Here is a 19,962-nt window from a genome sequence, read left to right on the forward strand (position 1 = left end):
GTGCCGTAAAGGAGGAGAGAGTCTGGTAACAAGGGGAGCATGATTGATGCCCCCGATGCCGCGATGCTGCGGGAAGAGGCGGAAGAGCGCCTCCAGGCGCTCGCCGGCGACCACGCCAGGCTCCGCGACGACCAGTGGGCCGCCATCGAGGCGCTGGTGCTCGACCGGCGCAGGGTCCTCGTCGTGCAACGCACCGGATGGGGCAAGTCGGCCGTCTACTTCGTGGCCACCGCCCTCCTGCGCGAGCTCGGCGAAGGCCCCACCGTCATCGTCTCGCCGCTGCTCGCGCTCATGCGCAACCAGATCGCCGCCGCCGAGCGCGCGGGCATCAGGGCCGTCACCATCAACTCCGCCAACCCCGAGGCGTGGGAGGAGGTCTACGGCCAGGTCGCCGAGGGCATGGTGGACGTGCTGCTGGTCAGCCCCGAACGGCTGAACAACCCCGACTTCCGCGACAACGTGCTGCCCGAGCTGGCCGAGAGCGCCGGGCTCGTGGTGGTCGACGAGGCCCACTGCATCTCCGACTGGGGCCACGACTTCAGGCCCGACTACCGCAGGCTGTCCACGCTGTTCGCGGAGCTGCCGCCGGGCATCCCCGTGCTGGCCACCACCGCCACCGCCAACGCGCGCGTCACCCGCGACGTGGCCGAGCAGATGCGCCTGCCCGCCGAGCTGCAGCCGGAAGGGCAGGACACGCTGGTCCTGCGCGGCCCGCTGGAGCGCGAGAGCCTGCACCTGAGCGTCGTCCGCCTGCCCAGCGCCGAGCAGCGGCTGGCCTGGCTCGCCCAGACCCTGCGCGAACTGCCCGGCTCAGGCATCGTCTACACGCTCACCGTCGCCGCCGCCCACGAGATCGCCGGATACCTGCGCGAGCAGGGGCTGGAGGTGGCCGCCTACTCCGGCCAGACCGAGCCGGCCGAGCGGCTGGCGGCCGAGGAGGCGCTGCTCAACAACAAGATCAAGGCGCTGGTGGCGACGAGCGCGCTCGGCATGGGGTTCGACAAGCCGGACCTCGGGTTCGTGGTGCACGTGGGTGCGCCGCAGTCGCCCGTCGCCTACTACCAGCAGGTCGGACGTGCCGGGCGCGGCGTCGAGCGGGCCGAGGTCATCCTGCTGCCCGGCACCGAGGACCGCGACATCTGGGCGTACTTCGCCTCGCTGGCCTTCCCGCCCGAGCCCGTCGTCCGCACCACGCTCCAGACGCTGCAGGAGCGGGGCGTCATGTCCACTCCCGCCCTGGAGACCGCCGTCGACCTGAGCCGCAGCCGCCTGGAGATGATGCTCAAGGTCCTCGACGTGGACGGCGCCGTCCGCCGCGTCAAGGGCGGCTGGGCGGCCACCGGCGCGGAGTGGTCCTACGACGCCGACCGCTACCAGCGCATCGCCGCCGAGCGCCGGGCCGAGCAGGACGCCATGCTCGCCTACCTGACCACGACCGAGTGCCGCGAGCAGTTCCTGCGCAGGCACCTCGATGACGACACCGCCACGCCGTGCGGGCGCTGCGACAACTGCACGGGCCGGCACCGCTCGCCGGAGATCGGCGCGCAGGCCGTCGAGAACGCCCGCGAGCGGCTGAGCAGGCCCGGCGTCGAGATCGAGGCCCGCAAGCAGTGGCCCACCGGCATGCCCGACCTGTCCGGCCGGATCAAGCCCGAGCTGGGCGCCGAGCCAGGCAGGGCGCTCGGGCGGCTGACCGACATCGGCTGGGGCAACCGGCTGCGGGAGCTGTTCGCGGCGGAGGACGGGCCGATGCCGGACGACATGTTCGCGGCGGTCATCAAGGTGCTGGCCGCCTGGGACTGGCGCGAGCGGCCCGTCGCCGTGGTCAACGTGCCGTCCGCGTCCAGGCCCGCGCTGGTGCGCGGGTTCGCCGAACGGCTGGCCCAGGTGGGGCGGCTGACGTATCTGGGGGAGCTGGGCTACCGCGCCGGTACGCCGGGCAAGCAGTTCAACAGCGCCAAGCGGGTGCAGGCCATCAGGGGCACCCTGGCCATGCCCAAGGAGGTCGGCGCCGCGATCGCCCAGTGCGGCGGGCCCGTGCTGCTGGTGGACGACCGGGTCGACACCGGCTGGACGATGACGCTCGCCGCCGCCCAGGTCCGCCACGCGGGCGCCCCCGCCGTCCTGCCGCTGGCCCTGGCGGTCACGAGCTGACCCGCCGGTCGGGGCTCCTCATCACGCGCCGTCAGGGCTCTTCCGCCCTGACGCGCACGAACTAGAACGGCGGTCGTGCACCCAGGTGCATGATCGCCTTGGCCGCCAGCCGGTTGCCGGAGGACAGCGCCTCGGCCGGCGGCTTGCCCTCCAGCCAGGCGGGCAGGAAACCGGCGCAGAACGCGTCACCCGCGCCCGTACCGTCAACGATCTTGTCGACCGGGTCGGCGGCCACCCGCACGGGGTCGGGACGGCCGTTGCTGAACCACAGCGCGCCCTCGGCGGTCATCTTGATGACGACCTGCGGGAACCACGCGGTCAGCACCTTGGCGGCGGCCTCGGCCTCGTCGCGGCCGGTCAGCACCTTCGCCTGGTCGATGTTGGCGAACAGCAGCTTGGCGCCGTTCGTCCACTCCAGGAACGGCTCGGCCCCGGTGCGCTCCAGCGGCGCGGAGGACGCGCAGTCGACCGAGATCGACATGCCGACGCGCCTGGCCATGTCGAGCGCCGCGAGCCCCGCGTCGCGCGAGCCCTCGTTGATCAGCGTGTAGCCCGACAGGTGCAGGTGCGCGCCCTGGGTGAACAGGTCGCGCGGCAGGTCCTCGGGGGACAGGGCGGCATTGGCGCCCGGGTCGGAGAGCATGGTGCGCTCGCCCTTGTGCGTGACCAGCACGACACAGGTGCCGGTCGGCCGCTCAGGGTCCATGACGAGCCGGGCGTCGACGCCGTAGCCCATCAGCTCCATGTCGCGGTTGCGCCCCGTGATGTCGGCGCCCCTGCGGCCGATGAAGGCCACCTCGGCGCCCTCGACGGCCAGCCAGGAAGAGATGTTGGCCCCTGAGCCGCCGCCGTGCATGGTGACGATCGCCGGGGTGTCGCTCGCCCGGGCAAGCGCATAACGGGCGCGAGCGACCGCGTCGGTCATGAGATCGCCCACCACGACGACCCGCGTCATGATGTCACCACCTTGCTGCCTTCAGAAACGAGCTTGACCACGGCTGAACGCCACCGCAAAAGTAACAGGTTGCGGGCTGCCCGTGGGGCGTACCCCGGAGACCGGGCAGGAGTCGATGCACAAGCGTTGCCCAACAGGGCCCCTGGTCTTGGCATATGGGATGCGGGTTTACAGTCGAGACTGTGGAGGCACAATATCCGGCTCACTGGGAGGCCGATGTCGTCCTGGCCGACGGCGGCACCGCGCACGTCCGCCCGATCCGCCCGGCCGACGCCGACCGCCTCCGTTCCTTCTACTCGCGGCTGTCCGACGAGTCGATCTACTTCCGCTTCTTCGGGCCCCGGCCCCGCCTCTCCGACAGGGAGGTCGAGCGGTTCACGAACGTCGACTACGTCAGCCGCGTCGCACTGATCGCCACCATCGGCGCCGAGATGGTGGCCGTCATCCGCTACGACCGCACAGGCCCGGGTGAGGCCGAGGTCGCCTTCCTCGTCGAGGACGCCCACCAGGGCAGGGGCGTGGCCTCCGTGCTGCTGGAGCACCTGGCCGCCACGGCCCGCGAGCGCGGCATCGAGCGGTTCGTCGCCGACGTGCTGCCCGCCAACATGCGCATGACGGGGCTGCTGCGGCAGGCCGGTTACACGGCCCAGAGCCAGTTCGAGGACGGCGTCGTACGCATGACGCTCGACCTCACCCCGACCGACACCTCCACCGAGGTGACGATCTCCCGCGAGCACCGGGCCGAGTCCCGCTCCATCGCCAGACTCCTCACCCCCGGCTCCGTCGCCGTCATCGGCGCCTCGCGCGAGCCGGGCGGCGTGGGCCAGACCGTGCTGCGCAACCTCCTGGCCGCCGACTTCACCGGCCCCGTCTACCCCGTGCACCGCGAGGTGCGGGCGGTGGCGGGCGTGCGGGCGTACCCGAGCGTGAGCGAGATCGACGGCGACGTCGACCTCGCCGTGGTGGCCGTGCCGGCCGAAGGCGTGCTCGACGTGGTCAAGGAGTGCGCGGAGAAGGGCGTGCACGGGCTGGTCGTGGTCTCCTCCGGGTTCGGCGAGACGGGCGACCAGGGCCGGGCCAGGCAGGACGAGCTGGCCCGCATCGCCCGCTCCTACGGCCTGCGCGTCGTCGGCCCCAACTGCCTCGGCATCGCCAACACCGACCCGGCCGTCAAGCTCAACGCCACCCTCGCCGCCACCGTGCCGGGCAGGGGGAGGGTGGGTTTCTTCAGCCAGTCGGGCGCGCTCGGCACCGCGCTCCTGCAGCGGGTGGCGCAGCGCGGCATGGGCATCTCGTCGTTCGTCTCCGCGGGCAACAGGGCCGACGTCTCGGGCAACGACCTGCTGCAGTACTGGGAGGAGGACGACTCCACCGAGGTCATCCTGCTCTACCTGGAGTCGCTCGGTAACCCGCGCAAGTTCACCCGGCTGGCCAGGCGCATCGCGCGCAGCAAGCCCGTCGTGGTGGTCAAGAGCGGAGGCACCCCCTCCGGGCACTCGGCCGAGGAGCTGGGGCTGCCCGACTCGGCGATCAGCTCGCTGTTCGAGCAGGCCGGGCTGATCAGGGTCGACGACCTCATCCAGCTCTTCGACGTGGGGCAGCTCCTCGCCTACCAGCCGCTGCCCGCCGGCCCCCGGGTCGCGCTCGTGACCAACTCCGACGCACTCGGCCTGCTGGCCGCGCACGCCTGCCGCGCCGTCGGCCTGGAGCCGCGCGCCCCCGTCAACCTCGGCCCCGCCGCCGGCGCCGCCGAGTACGGCCGCGCCCTCGCGGGCGAGCTGGCCTCGCCCGACGTCGACTCCGCCGTCGTCATCTACATGCCGCCCATCCCGGGCCGCACCGAGGAGGTGGCCGACGAGCTGCTCCGGGTGTCGAAGGACTCCGGCAAGCCGGTGGTGGCGACGTTCCGCGGGCACCTGGGCATGCATCCCGCCCTGCGCGTGCCCGGCCCCTCCGCGCCCTCGCGCGGCTCCATCCCCTCCTACGCGGCGCCCGAGGAGGCCGTGCGCGCCCTGGCCCTGGTGGCCCGCTACGCCGCCTGGCGGGCGCAGCCCTCGACGCCGCCGCACGAGCTCGAAGGCGTCGACACCGCGCGCGCCAGAGACCTCGTCCACGAGACGCTGTCGGGCAGCGCGCCCGACGCCGAGGCCTCGCCCGCCGGGTTCGCCCAGGCCGGGCCGCCGGTCGAGATCGACGCCGCCGAGCTGCTGTCCTGCTACGGCCTGACCGTCTGGCCCGCCGAGGTCGTGCGCTCGTCCGACGAGGCCGTGGCCGCCGCCGAGCGCCTCGGCTGGCCCGTGGTGGTCAAGGTGGCCGATCCCGGCGCCTCACGCCGCGCCGGCACCGTGCGGCTGGGGCTGACGGGGCCCGAGATGGTGCGCCACGCGTACAGCGAGTTCGCCGAGCTGTTCGGCGAGGGGGTGGAGCTGGCCGTCCAGCGGATGGCGCCGCAGCCCGCCGTGCCGACGGTCGCCGGCGTCGTCGAGGACCCTGCGTTCGGGCCTGTCGTGTCGTTCGGGCTGGGCGAGGTGACCGCGCGCCTGCTCCAGGACCAGGGCTTCCGCCTGGCGCCGCTGACCCGCGAGGACGCCTCCGCCCTCGTCCGGTCCGTACGGGCGGCGCCGCTGCTGTTCGGCGAGTACGGCTACCCGCCTGTGGCGGTGGACGCCCTGGAGGAGCTGCTCGTACGCGTCGGCCGCCTGGCCCACGACCTGCCGGAGGTGGCCCGGCTCGACCTCGACCAGGTGCTCGTGGGGGAGTCGGACGCCATCATCCTGGGCGCCAGGGCCATCCTGCGCACCCCGGCGGGCCCCCGCCTCGACGTCGGCCCCCGCCGCCTCTCGTGAGGCGGCGACGCCGAATTCTGCCGTCTCCACTGAGGTGGGAAGGCCCTGCTCAGGCTAAGCCCTCAGCGGATCCGCCCACAGCGAATGCCATGACCCGAGTGCCCTCCGCTGCCCAGACAAAAGACGTTATAGAGCGTTATATCCGGCGGGTGAGTGCACTGCCCGGCCCTGGCAGGATGGAGCCATGAGGGAAACCCGAGTCTCAGCCGCGGGCCTGCGTGAAGCGATCGAGCGCAGCGGCTACTACCCCGACCTCGTCACCGATGCGGTCGAATCCGCGCTGGGCAAGGAGGCCGTGACCGCGTTCGTGGTCCACCACGAGGCGACCTTCGATCCCGCCATGGAGGTTCGCCGGCACGTCACCGTCCTGGTGCTGTCGGCGACGCGGCTGCTCGTCTGCCACACCGACGAGCACCCGGCGGTCGAGGGCGTCTCGGCGTCCCACGCCTCCACCACCACCGAGGCGGTCCGGCTGAGCCGCGTCCAGTCCGTGGCCGTCACCCGCGTCGTGCCCGACCCCGCCTCGTACGTGCCGGGCGTCCCTCCCACGGAGGTCACCCTCACGATCGGCTGGGGCGCCATCTCCCACGTGGACCTGGAGCCGGCGACGTGCGGCGACGAGAACTGCGAGGCCGACCACGGCTACACGGGGGCCATCACGGCCGACGACCTGTCGCTGCGGGTCAGCGAGGCCGCCGACGGGCCTGAGGCGGTCACCCACGTCCTCGCCTTCGCCAAGGCCCTCTCCGAAGCCACGGCCCGCGCCACGGCCTGACGCCCTCCACCGCCCCACACCCAGTGCCTGGACCAGCCCGGCCTCCGTCGGCCCGGCCTCCGTCGGCCCGGCCTCCGTCGGCACGGCCCTGCGGCACGGCCCTGCGGCACGGCCCTGCGGCACGGCCCTGCGGCACGGCCCTGCGGCACGGCCCTGCGGCACGGCCCGAGGCTTGGCCTGCGACGCGGCTTTGCGGCACGCATGACGACGCGCCACTGCGCGGGCGCACACGGCGGCGCAGTGGCACGGCACGACTCCGCGCACCGCATGCCGCCACCACGCACGGCGCGCATGGCAGCGTGCGCGGGGAAGCTCCGAAAGGCCCGCGCTCAGGCCACCCCCGGCTGCCCCGCCATCCCCGCCAGCCGATCGATCGCCTGCTGCCTGGGCATCCCGGCCCCCTCCCGATAGGCAGCCCGATACCCGTCCTCCCCCAAGCACCCCACCAGCTCCCCGATCAAGGCCCGGATCTCGGGATCCCCCTGATCGAGCACCCCCTTGATCCTTTCGCTCATCCCCAGCGAGCGGGCAGCCCCCGGAAAATCCCCCTCCAGCGCGAGCAACCGCCCCAGCCACTCACACGCGCTGGCGAGATGCCCAGGGTTCCCGTAGGCGAACGCCCCCCACATGGCATGGGGGAACAAGGCCCGCGCCCGCACGGCGTCCCCTTCGGCGAGCAGCAGCGAGACCCGCTCACCCGCGATCAGCCCCCGGACGACGTCCTCGGGCATGGGCACCCGGTGCACGAGCGTCTCCAGCCGGTCCAGCGCCTCGTGGGCCTGCCGGTACTCGCCCGACCGGCGCAGGACCGCCGCCCGATGGTTGAGGAGGGTGGTTTCGAGGCGCCGCAGCCCGCGTTCCCTGGCCTGGCGCTGTCCGGCGTCGAGGTCGCGCAGGGCGCCGGTGAGGTCGCCGCTGCGGGCGCGCGCCGCCGCGAGCCGCCCCTTGGACCAGGCCAGGTGCTCTTCGGTGCCGAGTTCGGAGCTGATGGCGACGGCTCGCTCGGCGGATGAGACGGCCTCCCGGTGGTTGCCGCGGATGTCGTCGTCCATGCTGATGGCCAGCAGCGCCATCACCATGCCCCATCGGTCGCCGGCCTGCTCGAACGCCCGCAGCGCCTCTCGCCGCGCCTGCGCCCCGGTGGTCATGTCGCCTTGCTGGGTGCGGACGAAGTCCTGGGCCCACAGGGCGCTGGCCCGTACCCAGGGGTCGGCGGAGTTCAGGGCGTGTTCCAGCTCGTCCTGGCCGGGGCCTGAGCCGCCGGAGGCGGTGGCGAGCTGGGACAGCCGGAACAGGGGCACGGCCGGGTGGAAGCTCAGCGCCCGCCTGTCCAGGCTGGGGGGTTGCAGCTCGGTCCGCGTTCCGGCCGCGACGCCCTGGACCACCTGGAAGGCGGCTCGCACGTCCGCGGGCAGTTCGTCGCCGAACGCGAGGACGTCCGAGAGTGATGTCTCGAACTGGTGGCTCATGCCCCTGATGCCCCAGTACCAGAACAGTGACCGCACGAACCGGGACGCCGTGGTCACGTCGCGGGCGGCGACGGCCGAGCGCAGCGCGTAGATGAGGTTGTCGTGCTCGGCGTCGAACGCGGCGATCGCGCGGAGCTGGTCCCTGGTCCGCAGCAGCGGCTCGTGCTCTTCGGCGAACATCAGGAAATATCGGGACAGGCGGGTGGTGATGTCGTCGCCCGACTCGGCGAGCCGGTCGGCCGCGTACGCGCGTACGGTCTCCAGCATGCGGTAGCGGTCGGCGCTCTCCTGGACGAGGGACTTGTCCACCAGCGAGCCGACCACCCCGAGCACGTCGTCGGCGGGCAGCGACTCGTCGGCGCAGATCGCCTCCAGCGCCGGCAGGCTGCCCCCGCCCGGCAGCGCCGACAGCCTGCGCGCCAGCACCCGCTCCTGCTCGTCCAGCAGGTCCCAGCTCCACTCGACCATCGCGAGCAGGGTGCGCTGGCGGGGGAGCGCGGTCCTGCTGCCCGAGGTCAGCAGCCTGAACCGGTCGTGGAGGCGCCGGACGATCTGCCTGGCGCTCATCGCGCGCAGTTTCGCGGCGGCCAGTTCGAGCGCCAGCGGGATGCCGTCGAGCCGGCGGCAGATCTCCACGACGTCGTCCACGGTGCTCTCGTCGAGCGTGAAGCCCGGCCGCACGCCGGCGGCGCGGTCGACGAAGAGCCGCACCGCCGCCGCCCGTCCGGCCTCGGCCGGCTCGGGGTCGCCCGGCGGCAGGTCGAGCGAGCCCAGGGGGCACAGCGTCTCCCCGTTGATCGCGAGCGCCTCCCTGCTGGTGGCGAGGATCCGCAGCTTCGGCAGCCGCAGCAGGAGCTGCTCCGTCAGCTCGGCCGCGGCCTCGATCAGGTGCTCGCAGTTGTCGAGCAGGAGCACGCCGTCGCCGACGTCGAGCAGGCTCACGATGCGATCGACCGGGGTGGCCTGCTGGAGCTGCCCGCTGTCGTACAGGCGGCTGTCGGACGAGCTGAGCACGCCGAGCACGGCGTCGGCGAGGCGGCCGGGCTCGCTCACGCCGGCCAGCGGCACGAACCACACGCGCTGGTCCAGGCGCGCCGCCGCCTCCAGCGACAGCCTGGTCTTGCCCGCGCCGCCGGGCCCGACGATGGTGACCAGCCGGCCGGAGCCCAGCAGAGCGGACAGTTGCCGCAGCTCGGCCTCCCGGCCGAAGAACGTGGTCAGCCGGGCGGGCAGGCGGTTCTGGCCGGATTCCTCCCGCGCCGGCGGCCGGTCCAGCTCCCCGCGCAGCAGGGCGAGATGAACTTCGCGCAGCCCTTGGGACGGGTCCACGCCCAGCTCGTCGCCCAGCCTGGCGCGGATCTCCTCGTAGACCGCCAGCGCGTCCGCCTGGCGTCCGGCCGCCGACAGCGCGCGCATGCGCAGCTCGGCCAGGCGTTCGCTCAGCGGATGCTCGGCCGCCGCCGCGCCGAGGTCGGCCAGCACCTCGGTGTGCCGGCCGAGCCGTAACTCGGCGTCGAAGCGGTCCTCGGCCGCCGCGGCCCGCACGTCGTGCAGCCGCGTGGCGTTGCCGTGCGCGAACGGGGCCTCCTGGACGTCCGCCAGCGCGGGCCCCCGCCACAGTTCGAGCGCGGCCCGCAGCAGGGCGGCGGCCTCCGCGGGCCTGCCCTCGGCCAGCTCGCGCCGCCCCCGCGCGACCAGTTCCTCGAATCGGTGCGCGTCCACGTCCTCGCCGCTGACCGGCAGCCGGTAGCCGCCCGCCACCAGCTCGACCGCCCCGACGCCCTTCAGCGCCCTGCGCAGCCGGGACACCAGGCCCTGCAGGGCGCCCGTGGCGCCCGCCGGCGGCTCGTCGCCCCACAGGTCGGTCACGAGCGCGTCCGCGCTCACCGGCCGGCCGGCCGCCAGGGCGAGCCTGGTCAGCAGCATGCGGAGCCGGACGCCTGGGATGTTCACCGGGACACCGTCACCGGCGAAGACCTCAACCGGGCCAAGCAGCACAATTCGCACCCCTCAAGTCTCTCAAAACTCACGAAGCCCCGTCCGTGGCCGGATGGCCGCGGACGGGGCGGGGGCTCGCTTCAGGCGTTCGCCATCGCGATCGAGGGCGTGCTCGCCGGGCGCTTGCGGAAGTAGGCGCGCGCCGCCGGCAGCAGGAGCAGGACGATGACGGCCAGCGAGATCAGCGGGGTGGTGAGCATGCGGACGTCGGTGGCGGCCAGCAGCCAGCCGGGGTAGACGCTCTCGCTCGCGTCGAGGACGGCCTGCGCGTCGGCGCCTGGGCCGAGGATGTTCTGCAGGTACTGGGTCTTCGAGGCCTGGCTGGTGAAGATGAAGACGTCCAGCAGGAGGAAGATCGGCTGGATGACGAGGGTCAGGATCCGGCCGGCCCGTCTGCCGCCCAGGTTCAGCAGCGCGAGGAGCGCGGCGGTCACGGCGGTGGTGACGGGCAGGACGAGCGCGTAACCGCCCTCGTCGAAGTGCACGTTGTTGGCGGCCAGGATGCCGGGCGACATCCCCTGCCTGATCAGTTCGGCCTCGGCGGCGGCCTGGACGTCGGCGCCGTAGGCGAGACCGGCGAGCGGGGCGATGAGGAAGCCGGCGGCGAACACGAGCTGCAGGGCGGCGGCGATGGTGACGGGGCGGGGGCGGCGGTTCGTCTGCGTGGTGTTGTTCATGACAGGAACGATGCCGTGCGCCGCTGACACGGCACGGACGCGCCGCGGACGCGCCACAGACGCGCGACAGACACGGCGCTGACGCGGGCGGAAGGAGCACGGCGGGCCGAGATCACCCCGCGACTACACTGAGGGGCATGCTGGTGCCGGGATACGGCGGCGAGTCGCTGGCCGACGTGCCGCGATCGCTGCTGGCCGCCCTGGGCCTGCGCGAGCCCAACGCGCTGGGCCTGCCCCGATCGGACCGCGTCTGCCTGTTCGTGGTGGACGGCCTCGGCGCCGACCTGCTGCGCGCCCACCCGGAGGCGGCGCCGTTCCTCTCCGCCCTGACTTCCAGGACGCTCACCGCCGGCTTCCCCGCCACCACCGTCACGAGCCTGTGCACGCTGGGCACGGGCCTGACCCCGGGCGAGCACGGCATGGTCGGCCTGATGCTGGCCGTGCCGGGCACCGGCCACCTGTTCAACTGCCTGCGCTGGACGCTGCCCGACGGCCTGACGATGGACCCCGACGAGTGGCAGCCCGCCGCGACCGTCTACCAGCGCGCCGCCGCGGCCGGGGTCGAGCCCGTCTACGTGGCGCCCGCGGAGTTCGAGGGCACCGGCCTGACCAGGGCCGTCTATCGCGGCGTCCGCTACGTGGCCGCCGACTCCATCGACGACCGGGTGGCCCGCGTCCACGAGGCGCTGCGCGAGCGGCGGCCCGCCTACGTCACCGTCTACTACGGCGACCTCGACGCCACCGGCCACATGGTCGGCTGGGGCAGCCCGGAGTGGCTGGAACAACTGGGCATCGTCGACGACATGGCGCAGCGGCTGGCCGAGGGGCTGCCGCCCGGCTCCGCCCTGTACGTCACCGCCGACCACGGCATGGTCAACGCCACCGAGAAGCTCGACGCGGAGAGCGTGCCCGAGCTGACCGAGGGGGTGGCGCTGCTCGGCGGCGAGGCCAGGGCCAGGCACGTCTACGCCCGCGAGGGGGCCGCGGAGCAGGTGCTGGAGGCCTGGCGCGAGACGCTGCGCGGCAAGGCGTGGGTGGTGTCCAGGCGGGAGGCGGTCGAGTCGGGCTGGTTCGGCCCGCACGTGCGTGACGCGTGGCTGCCGCGCATCGGCGACGTCGTGGCCGTGCCGCACGCCGACCTGGCCATCACCGCCCCGACGAGGCACCGCATCGAGGCGCTCTTCACCGGTTACCACGGCTCGCTCACGGCGGCCGAACAGCACGTCCCGCTCCTGGAGGTACAGTCGTGACCAGCCCGTTGATCACCCCTGCCGAGCTGTCCGCCCTTGACGGCGCGACCGTGCTCGACGTGCGCTGGCGGCTCGGCGGCCCGCCCGGGATCGACTTCTACCGCGAGGGTCACGTCGAGGGCGCCGTCTTCTGCGACCTCGACACCGACCTCGCCGCCCCGCCCGGCGCGGGCGGCCGGCACCCGCTGCCGAACGCGGCGGCGTTCCAGGCCGCCATGCGGCGGCTCGGCGTCAGCGACGGGCGGCCGGTGGTCGTCTACGACGACGCCGCCGCCACGGTCGCGGCCAGGGCCTGGTGGGCGCTGCGTTACTTCGGACACCAGGACGTACGCGTGCTCGACGGCGGCCTGCCCGCCTGGACCGAGGCGGGCCTGCCGGTCACCAAGGAGGTCCCGCGGCCGGAGGAGGGCGACTTCACCGCGCGGCCGGACGGCATGCCGGCGCTGTCCGCCGACGAGGCGGCGGAGCTGGCCACGCGGGGCGTGCTGCTCGACGCCCGGGCGGGGGAACGTTACCGGGGCGAGGTGGAGCCGGTCGATCCGGTGGCCGGGCACGTGCCCGGCGCGCTCAGCGCCCCCACGACCGGCAACGTCGGCCCGGACGGCCGCTTCCTCGCCCCCGAGGCGCTGCGTGCCCGTTTCGCCGGGCTGGGCGTGCGCGACGGGGTGGCGACGGGCGCCTACTGCGGCTCAGGGGTGACGGCCGCGCACGAGGTGCTGGCGCTGGAGGTGGCGGGCCTGCCCGCGTCCCTGTACGTGGGCTCCTGGTCGGACTGGGTGTCCGACCCGTCCCGCCCAGTCGCGACGGGTGCGTGAGCCACTCCAGCAGAGACGGGTGCTGGAGCCGCTCCAGCGGAGGCGCGTGCGGGAGCCATTCCAGCAGAGACGGGTGCGTGAATCACCTCGGCAGACTTCAGCAGAACGGCCGATCGCCCGCGCCGAAGCAGACGAACCCCATCTCGTCCGTCTTGGCGGCGGCGAACGCCAGCGCCGCGTCCGGCGGCTGCCCCGACGCCAGCAACTCGTGGAACGTGCTCATCACCGCCCGCGCCGTCTCGTCCCGAACCGGCACCATCCCGGCCACCACGCACGCCGACCCCTTGGCCAGGAACGTGCCGGGCAGCCCCAGCGGCGCCCCCTCCATCGGCGTCCGCGACATCCCCGAGTTGCACGCCGACAGCACCACGAGCCCGGCCGAGCGGGAGACGTCCAGCAGGTCGTAGGCCATGAGCCGGCCGTCCTCCAGCTTGATCCCGGACACCAGCGGGCTGCGCGCGTGGAAGACGCCGTGCGCGGCCAGGTGCACGACGTCGGCCGTGCCGAGCGCCTCCAGCACCGGCTCGACGCGCCCTGGCACCTGCTCCCCGCCGGGATGGCAGGCCAGCACGTGCGCGACCTCCGCGTGCCCGTGCGACAGCGAGGGCCCGGCCGCCGCCGCCACGAGCGGCCTGCCGCCGGAGCGCGGCCTGTGGGAGGTGCGGGCGCGCAGCCAGGCGGCGGCGCCGGCCGCGACGCTGACCGGCCGCTCCCGCAGGGACGGCAGCGCGCCCCACGGCACCGTGTGCAGCGCCCCCACCGGCACCACGACCAGCGGCCGATCTCCCAGCCCGGCGGCCAGGGGCCGCAGCACCAGCCGTTCCAGCTCGGCGGCGGCGGCCTCGACGTCGTGCCGGCGGCCGGCGCGGCGCAGCGCGTAACGCAGCCGCACGATGGCGTCCATGACCTTCCGCAGGCTGCCCAGCCGCCGCAGCAGCACCCGGTCCTCGCTCAGCAGCACGGCCAGCAGCGAGTCACGGTCGGCGACGTACTCGATCATGGCGCCCCGCCCCAGCTCGGCGCGGACGCGCTCGGGGTCGACCAGCGCGCACGCGTGCGCGGGGGCCGCCACGGCCCGCCACCGCTCCGCCCACTCGAACACCTCCCTCGGGCACCCGTCGCGCACCGCCAGCTCCAGCCCGTAGGCGGCCAGCCGCTCCCCGGCCCTGGCGGCGTGGGCGCGCAGTGACGGGTCCTCGAACGCCTCCACCCGGCCGCTGATCTCCGCCAGCCCGTCGCGCACCGCGCGGAAGGCCGCGGGCACGTCCTCCTGCAGCGCCGCCTGGAGGGCGAGCGCGTGCTGGCGGACCGGCACGGGGATCTGGGACGCCTGCGCGAGCTGCCTGGCCTGCGGCTCCGAGGCCAGCGAGGTGAGCCGGGTGCCGGCGGGCATCCACCGCTCGCGCCGCTCGGCGTGCCGGGTGAGCCTGGCGAGCTGGGCGGAGGCGGTCGGGTGGTCGTCCACGACCAGCGCCGCCTCGGCCGCCGCCAGCCGTAGCGCCGCCGCTCCCGCCCGGTGCGCGAACCCGTCCTCCAGCTCGTCGGAGCACGCGATCAGCTCGGTGACCAGCCCGGGGGTGACGGGTTCGAGCGCCAGCCGCGAGCGCAGCACGACCTCCCTGGCCAGCGGCAGCCAGGACGTCCTGTCCTGCGCGGCCAGCTCGGCCGCGGCCTGCTCGGCCACCTTCCTGGCGCGGTGCGGGTTGCCGGTCAGCAGCTCCACCTGGGCCAGCTTGAGCCGGGCCTCGGCGAGCGCGGTGTGCGCGGCCGACGCCTCCAGGTCGGGTACGGCCATCCGCAGCATCGTCCCCGCCTCGCCGGGCAGGTGCGCGGCCAGCAGGGCGCCGGCGAAGTCGGCGCGCATCGCGGCCAGCCGCTCGGGGAAGCCGAACAGGGTCTCCTCGGCGTCCCGGTAGTGCCGGAAGGCTCCGGCGATGTCGCCCCTGCGTACCGCGAGGAAGGGCAGGTTGGCGGCGGCCAGGCGGGCCAGGTGCCACAGCCCGGCGTACTGGGAGATCTGCAGGCACGCGGTCAGGTCGCGCATGGAGGCGTCCCAGTCGCCCCGGTAGGCGTGGATGAGGCCCCGGTTGAGCAGGCCGCCCGCCAGGAACCTGCGGTCGTCGATGCTGCCGGGCGCCGTCACCAGGGCCAGCAGCGCGCGGTCGCAGGAGGCGATGGCCTCCTGGTGGCGGCCGAGGTGGGCCAGGGCGACGGCCCGCTGCGTGTCGAGCTTGGCGCGGTCGAGCGGGCACAAATACGCCCAGGCCAGGGCGGCCAGGCGCAGCGCCTGGAGCGGGTGGCCGCGTTCGGTGCGCACGGTGACGAGGGAGAGCCGCACCTGGGCGGCCCGCTCCGGCGGGGCGCCGCGCACGGCGAGAGCCTCACGGAGGTGGAACTCGGCCTGCTGGAGGTCGCCCAGCTCGCGCGCCGCGAGCGCCAGCGTCCGCAGCCCCATGACCTCGGCCTCCGGGCAGCGGTTGCGGCGGGCGGACTGAATGATCAGGTGGCCCGCGCGCATGGCCTGGTCGGGATCGACCAGGGCACGCATCAGGGCGGCCTCGGCCGCTCTGAGGAGCGGGCTGAGGTCCTCTGACGGGCGCTGCCCGTCAGGTCTTGCGCTCATGGCCGGCCTCGTTCGGAGACGGCCGGGAGCAGGGCGGGGCCCTCCCGGCCGGGTCAGTGGCGGGTCAGGGGCGGATGCGCACCCAGGTGGTCTGGATGGGTGCGTGGCCGGGCCGGTGGCACACCACGCTGAGCCAGCCCGGCGGCAGGCCGGTGGCGACGAAGTGGCCGGTGTGGGCGATACGCCTGGTGAGGGTCAGGTGCGGGGATCTCACATCGACGAGGGCGCCCTCTCCTGGATAGGGGGAAATGTGTCCTGCGACATCGATGAGGCCGTCGCCCTCGGTCACCTCCAGATCGAAGGTGAGGCCCGCCGCGACGAACCGCACCAGGTGCGAGCTGTCGTCGGCCCGCATGCTCCGGATCGTGGCGGCCTCGTGGGCGGCGGTCACCGCTTGGGGGATCCGCAGCCGCCAGGCGTCACGCGCGGCGGCGGACACCTGGCTGGGGATGGGATCGTTCCCGGAGGCCAGCCGGAGGGCCGCCAGGAAGTACTCGTCGTTGATCATTGCGCTGTCTCCTGTAGCGAGATCAGAGTGCGCAGTTTTTCCAGACAGCGCGCCTTGGTGGGGCCGACGCTGCCCGCGGGCATGCCCAGCCGTGACGCCACCTGCTGGTTCCCAAGGTCGTTCGCGACCAGCTGGAGCAGCGTGCGGCAGGGCTCTTTCAAGGTGGAGACCGTCTTCCAGAGCAGGTGCCGGTCGTCGGCCTCCAGGACGACGGCCGCGGGGTCGGGGTCGGTGTCGGCCTCCGTGGAGGAGACCACCGGCAGGTCGCGGCGCGTCAGCAGCAGGGCCTCGCGGCGCACGGTCGTCATGAGCCAGCCCCCCACCGCGGCCGGATCCCTGATGCTCCGGAGGTGTTGCAGCAGGCGCAGCCAGGTGCCCTGGACGGCGTCCGCCGCGTCGGAGTAGCTCAGGCCGCACGCGCGGGCCACGGCCCACATGCGCGGCCCGAACCGCGATTCGAGCTCGTCCCAGGCCGACCGGTCGCCGTCGTCGGCGGCGGCGAGCAGCTCCGCCGGATCCCGCATACGGCCTCCTTTCGCCGGCACGGAAGAGGAGATCATTCCTCCACGTGATTGTCCGGGGACTGAGCGTAAACTCTACAGACTCGCCGGGAAGAGAACTCCCAGATCGGGAATTTGCGGGGTCTCCTCGGAGTCAAGGAGGGTCCTGATCCACTCCTTGGCCGGCTCGTGCCTGGCCGCGTCGGCGATGGCGCCCGCGACCAGCGCCGTGGCGAACGACGTGCCGCTCCACGCGGCGTACCCGCCGTACTCGCCCGCGTCCAGGTAGCTGCTGGTCAGCCAGTCGCCCTTGGCGCAGGCGTCGACCCAGGTGCCGTAGCCGGAGTAGGGCGCCCTGCGCTGCTGGGTGGAGTCCACCGCCGCCACGCCGACCACGCCGGGCAGCGCGGCGGGCCAGAACGGCCGGTCGGAGCCGGTGTTGCCCGCGCAGGCCACCGTCACGGTCTCGCTGAGCGTGCCGATGGCGTCCGACAGCAGGGGAGGCGGCCTGTCGTCGAAGGTGTGGCAGCCGAACGACAGGTTGAGCACCTGCGGGGGCCGGTCCCTCAGGCGGTGCAGCGCGCGGACGACGGAGGCCTCGTCGGCGATGCCGTCGCCGTCGAGCACCCGCTGCACGCGCAGCCGCACGCCGGGCGCCCGGCGCGTCAGCAGGCCCGCGATGAACGTGCCGTGTCCCGCCTGCGAGCCCTCGGCGGCGTCCGCCTCGTCCGGGCCGAGGCTCGCGTACCAGTCGCTGCCTGACCACCAGGGGTGCTTGGCGATGCCGGTGTCGAGCAGGCCCACCACCACGCCGGAGCGGGCCCGGCCGGCCTTGTGGGGGATGGGCGGGGTGGGGAAGGGCCTGGACGCGGGGCCGCCGAAGAACAGGGGCTGGCCGCGCAGCAGGTGGTTGGGCGAGGCCCGCAGGCCGCGCTCGCGCAGCTCGGCGGTGATCTCGCAGGGGTCGACGCCGGGCGCCAGGTGGACGACGCAGACGCCGTCGGCCTCGGAGACCGCCTGGGTCCAGCGCGACGCGGCGGCGAGCGCGGTCCGGTCGGTCAGCACCTGACCTGGCCGGATGAACGCCTCGCCGACAGATTGGATTTCCATGGGCGGGTATGTTTCCTGCATGGGACCGCTGTCACCCGCCACTCCCGCACCAACTTGGTATGGCCCCCCTCTGGTGCGGGGTAGCGACCGACGGTAGTCTCTCCCTAGTCACTTGTGATCATCCCGGGTCGAGGCCGTTGGGGAAGGCGCACCTCGTACCGAAACGGGAGGTCCGGTGTCTGCTCGTGGCGTCCTTTACGTCCACTCGGCTCAGCCCGCGCTGTGCCCTCACATCGAATGGGCAGTCGCGGGTGTCCTTGGCATGCCCGTAGACCTGACGTGGACTCCGCAACCCGCCGCGCCCAACGTCGTGCGCGCACAGGCGGAGTGGGAGGGCCGCGCGGGCATCGCGGCGGCCATCGCCTCCTCGCTCATGGGCTGGCAGCGCCTGAGGTTCGAGATCACCGAGGACGCCTCACCCGGCGTCGACGGCTCCCGGCATGCCTACACGCCGACGCTCGGCGCCTACACGGCGGTCATCGGTGCCGCCGGCGACATCATGATCCCCGAGGACCGGCTGCGGGCCGCGATGATGATGGCCGCCCAGGGGCGGTGTGTCCTGGAGGACGAGCTGGACAAGATGCTCGGCAAGCCGTGGGACGAGGAGCTGGAGCCGTTCAGGTACGCCGGTGACGGTGCGCCGGTGCGGTGGCTGCACGCGGCCGTCTAGCGCTGGAACGGTCGTTTTACCTGCGTAAAAGTTGCCCCTGAACCACGAAAAGCCCCGTCACCGGGCCCGGCAGTGGGTCGGGCGCGCCTGGAAAGGCGGGTGCGGGGACAACCAACAGCACGCCGAAAGCGTCACACATACGTACGAAGCGGACGGCTTTTCAGCTTTCCGGCTTTTCGGCGAACGTGGCGTCGAGGCTGCCGGTGAGCCACAGCGGCGTGCGGCGACTCGACGCCGTTGGCGAGTCGCGCACCACCGGAGTGCCGGACGCCCGGCACCCGTTCACGGACGGCCACGCCGCAGGGTGCTGCGACGCGGCCCATAGGCGGCAGGGAGGCCGCCGTCACGCTCCCTTGAACACGACCGTCACGTTGTGTCCGCCGAAGCCGAACGAGTTGTTCACCGCGGCGATGTCGCCCTGCGGCAGCTCGCGGTTCTTGCCGTGGACGATGTCCACCTCGATGCCGTCGTCGAGGTTGTCGAGGTTGATCGTGGCGGGCACGATCCGCTCCTGCAGGGCCTTGATGGCGAAGACGGACTCGATGCCGCCCGCGCCGCCCAGCAGGTGGCCGGTCATGGACTTGGTCGAGGTCACCAGCGGGTGGGTGCCGATGGCCTTGGCCACCGCGACCACCTCGCCGACGTCACCCGACGGGGTCGAGGTGGCGTGCGCGTTGACGTGCTTGACGTCGAGACCGGTGATGCCGGCGTCGGTGAGCGCCTGCGTCATCGCCATGATCTGGCCGCGGCCCTCGGGCTCGGGCTGGGTGATGTGGTGGGCGTCGGCGGAGTAGCCGATGCCGGCGCAGTACGCGTAGATCCGCGCGCCGCGCGCCTTGGCGTGCTCCTCCGACTCCAGCACGACGATGCCGGCGCCCTCGCCGAGCACGAACCCGTCGCGGTCGCGGTCCCAGGGACGGGAGGCGCCCTGCGGGTCGTCATTGCGCTGGGACATGGCACGCGCGGCCGCGAAGGCGGCCATGTTGAGGCCGTGGATCGCGGCCTCGGTGCCACCGGCCACGACGACGTCGGCGCGGCCGGCCCTGATCATGTCCATCGCGTACCCGATGGCCTCGGCGCCCGACGCGCACGCCGACACCGTGGCGTGCACGCCCGCCTGCGCGCCCAGATCGAGACCGATCCAGGCGGCGGGGCCGTTGGGCATGAGCATCGGCACGGTGAAGGGCGACAGCCGGTTCCAGCCGCGCTCCTTCCACGTGTCGTACGCGCTCAGCGTGGTCGAGATGCCGCCGATGCCGCTGGAGACCACCACGCCGAGCCGCTCGGGCGCCACCTCGGGGGTGCCCGCGTCCTGCCAGGCCTCCCTGGCCGCGACCAGCGCGAACTGCTCGCTGCGGTCGAGGCGGCGGGACTCGGGCCTGGGCAGGACCTCGGTGGGATCGACCGCTGCCGTCCCCGCGAACTTCACGGGGACGGCGTCGATCCAGTCGGTCGTGAGAGTCTCGACACCCGACTGACCGGCGAGGAGCGCCGTCCAGGTCGAGGTGACGTCTCCACCGACGGGCGTCGTCGCGCCAAGCCCGGTGACGACGACACGTACCCGGTTCGCACTCACGTTTCTCGCTCCCTACTGATCAGTGCGGGTGTGATG

General features: G+C 73.5%; 14 protein-coding genes. 6 read left to right on the forward strand and 8 right to left on the reverse strand.

The genetic code is table 11. The features are described from left to right. Positions 1 to 39 precede the first annotated feature (39 nt). On the forward strand, positions 40 to 2,154 hold the full coding sequence (locus ABD331_RS54800; protein WP_344494472.1) for a RecQ family ATP-dependent DNA helicase: 2,115 nt from the start codon (positions 40 to 42) through the stop codon (positions 2,152 to 2,154). Between the two features lie 61 nt (positions 2,155 to 2,215). Here ABD331_RS54800 and ABD331_RS54805 read toward each other — a convergent pair whose 3' ends face one another. Continuing rightward, the gene (locus ABD331_RS54805) at positions 2,216 to 3,109 is read right to left on the reverse strand and encodes a carbohydrate kinase family protein (protein WP_344494474.1); all 894 of its coding nucleotides are present in this window, start codon (positions 3,107 to 3,109) and stop codon (positions 2,216 to 2,218) included. Positions 3,110 to 3,264: 155 nt separating this feature from the next. Between ABD331_RS54805 and ABD331_RS54810 the strand changes: the two genes are divergently transcribed. Together ABD331_RS54810 and ABD331_RS54815 are read left to right on the forward strand one after the other, a co-directional pair. Further along, positions 3,265 to 5,955 carry a bifunctional acetate--CoA ligase family protein/GNAT family N-acetyltransferase gene (locus ABD331_RS54810; protein WP_344494476.1) on the forward strand — a complete coding sequence of 897 codons (2,691 nt, stop codon included), beginning with the start codon at positions 3,265 to 3,267 and terminating at the stop codon, positions 5,953 to 5,955. A gap of 184 nt (positions 5,956 to 6,139) precedes the next feature. Then, positions 6,140 to 6,730, forward strand: a complete 591-nt coding sequence (locus ABD331_RS54815) for a DUF5998 family protein (RefSeq protein WP_052422317.1) — start codon at positions 6,140 to 6,142, stop codon at positions 6,728 to 6,730. A gap of 329 nt (positions 6,731 to 7,059) precedes the next feature. On the opposite strand, the gene ABD331_RS54820 is transcribed toward ABD331_RS54815, so the two are convergent. Together ABD331_RS54820 and ABD331_RS54825 are read right to left on the reverse strand one after the other, a co-directional pair. Continuing rightward, positions 7,060 to 10,152 (reverse strand): AfsR/SARP family transcriptional regulator, encoded by a 3,093-nt coding sequence (locus tag ABD331_RS54820; RefSeq protein WP_344494480.1) that lies wholly within the window; start codon positions 10,150 to 10,152, stop codon positions 7,060 to 7,062. 125 nt (positions 10,153 to 10,277) lie between these two features. Next, positions 10,278 to 10,874, reverse strand: a complete 597-nt coding sequence (locus tag ABD331_RS54825) for a hypothetical protein (RefSeq protein WP_344494482.1) — start codon at positions 10,872 to 10,874, stop codon at positions 10,278 to 10,280. A 137-nt stretch (positions 10,875 to 11,011) separates the two neighbouring features. On the opposite strand from ABD331_RS54825, the gene ABD331_RS54830 reads away from it, so the two are divergent. Both ABD331_RS54830 and ABD331_RS54835 read left to right on the forward strand, forming a co-directional pair. Next, positions 11,012 to 12,124 (forward strand): alkaline phosphatase family protein, encoded by a 1,113-nt coding sequence (locus tag ABD331_RS54830; RefSeq protein ID WP_344494484.1) that lies wholly within the window; start codon positions 11,012 to 11,014, stop codon positions 12,122 to 12,124. After that, positions 12,121 to 12,939 carry a sulfurtransferase gene (locus tag ABD331_RS54835; protein ID WP_344494486.1) on the forward strand — a complete coding sequence of 273 codons (819 nt, stop codon included), beginning with the start codon at positions 12,121 to 12,123 and terminating at the stop codon, positions 12,937 to 12,939. The genes ABD331_RS54830 and ABD331_RS54835 overlap by 4 nt, the downstream gene beginning before the upstream one ends. Positions 12,940 to 13,036: 97 nt before the next feature. Here the strand turns inward: ABD331_RS54835 and ABD331_RS54840 are convergent, their stop codons facing one another. The 4 genes from ABD331_RS54840 to ABD331_RS54855 form a co-directional block, all read right to left on the reverse strand. Continuing rightward, on the reverse strand, positions 13,037 to 15,562 hold the full coding sequence (locus ABD331_RS54840; RefSeq protein WP_344494488.1) for a CHAT domain-containing protein: 2,526 nt from the start codon (positions 15,560 to 15,562) through the stop codon (positions 13,037 to 13,039). Positions 15,563 to 15,626: 64 nt separating this feature from the next. Then, a complete protein-coding gene (locus tag ABD331_RS54845) occupies positions 15,627 to 16,070 on the reverse strand; it encodes a hypothetical protein (protein ID WP_344494490.1) in 444 nt (147 codons plus the stop codon). Continuing rightward, a complete protein-coding gene (locus tag ABD331_RS54850) occupies positions 16,067 to 16,594 on the reverse strand; it encodes an RNA polymerase sigma factor (RefSeq protein WP_344494492.1) in 528 nt (175 codons plus the stop codon). The genes ABD331_RS54845 and ABD331_RS54850 overlap by 4 nt, the downstream gene beginning before the upstream one ends. 72 nt (positions 16,595 to 16,666) lie before the next feature. Next, entirely contained in the window at positions 16,667 to 17,680 is a 1,014-nt protein-coding gene (locus ABD331_RS54855) for a S8 family peptidase (RefSeq protein ID WP_344494494.1), read from the reverse strand. A gap of 175 nt (positions 17,681 to 17,855) precedes the next feature. On the opposite strand from ABD331_RS54855, the gene ABD331_RS54860 reads away from it, so the two are divergent. Then, positions 17,856 to 18,350 carry a DUF3145 domain-containing protein gene (locus tag ABD331_RS54860; RefSeq protein ID WP_344494496.1) on the forward strand — a complete coding sequence of 165 codons (495 nt, stop codon included), beginning with the start codon at positions 17,856 to 17,858 and terminating at the stop codon, positions 18,348 to 18,350. A 343-nt stretch (positions 18,351 to 18,693) separates the two neighbouring features. Here the strand turns inward: ABD331_RS54860 and fabF are convergent, their stop codons facing one another. Further along, on the reverse strand, positions 18,694 to 19,926 hold the full coding sequence (gene fabF / locus ABD331_RS54865) for a beta-ketoacyl-ACP synthase II (RefSeq protein ID WP_344494498.1): 1,233 nt from the start codon (positions 19,924 to 19,926) through the stop codon (positions 18,694 to 18,696). Between the last annotated feature and the right edge of the window lie 36 nt (positions 19,927 to 19,962).

The organism is Nonomuraea monospora, assembly GCF_039531895.1.
GTDB classification, from domain to species: domain Bacteria; phylum Actinomycetota; class Actinomycetes; order Streptosporangiales; family Streptosporangiaceae; genus Nonomuraea; species Nonomuraea monospora.

Excerpts from the sequence above, each read along its gene's own strand:
- ABD331_RS54855 (WP_344494494.1), bottom strand. The coding sequence starts at position 17,680 with ATGGAAATCCAATCTGTCGGCGAGGCGTTCATCCGGCCAGGTCAGGTG.
- ABD331_RS54825 (WP_344494482.1), bottom strand. The coding sequence starts at position 10,874 with ATGAACAACACCACGCAGACGAACCGCCGCCCCCGCCCCGTCACCATC.
- ABD331_RS54805 (WP_344494474.1), bottom strand. The coding sequence starts at position 3,109 with ATGACGCGGGTCGTCGTGGTGGGCGATCTCATGACCGACGCGGTCGCT.
- ABD331_RS54815 (WP_052422317.1), top strand. The coding sequence starts at position 6,140 with ATGAGGGAAACCCGAGTCTCAGCCGCGGGCCTGCGTGAAGCGATCGAG.
- ABD331_RS54800 (WP_344494472.1), top strand. The coding sequence starts at position 40 with ATGATTGATGCCCCCGATGCCGCGATGCTGCGGGAAGAGGCGGAAGAG.
- ABD331_RS54850 (WP_344494492.1), bottom strand. The coding sequence starts at position 16,594 with ATGCGGGATCCGGCGGAGCTGCTCGCCGCCGCCGACGACGGCGACCGG.
- ABD331_RS54840 (WP_344494488.1), bottom strand. The coding sequence starts at position 15,562 with ATGAGCGCAAGACCTGACGGGCAGCGCCCGTCAGAGGACCTCAGCCCG.
- ABD331_RS54845 (WP_344494490.1), bottom strand. The coding sequence starts at position 16,070 with ATGATCAACGACGAGTACTTCCTGGCGGCCCTCCGGCTGGCCTCCGGG.
- ABD331_RS54830 (WP_344494484.1), top strand. The coding sequence starts at position 11,012 with ATGCTGGTGCCGGGATACGGCGGCGAGTCGCTGGCCGACGTGCCGCGA.
- ABD331_RS54810 (WP_344494476.1), top strand. The coding sequence starts at position 3,265 with ATGGGATGCGGGTTTACAGTCGAGACTGTGGAGGCACAATATCCGGCT.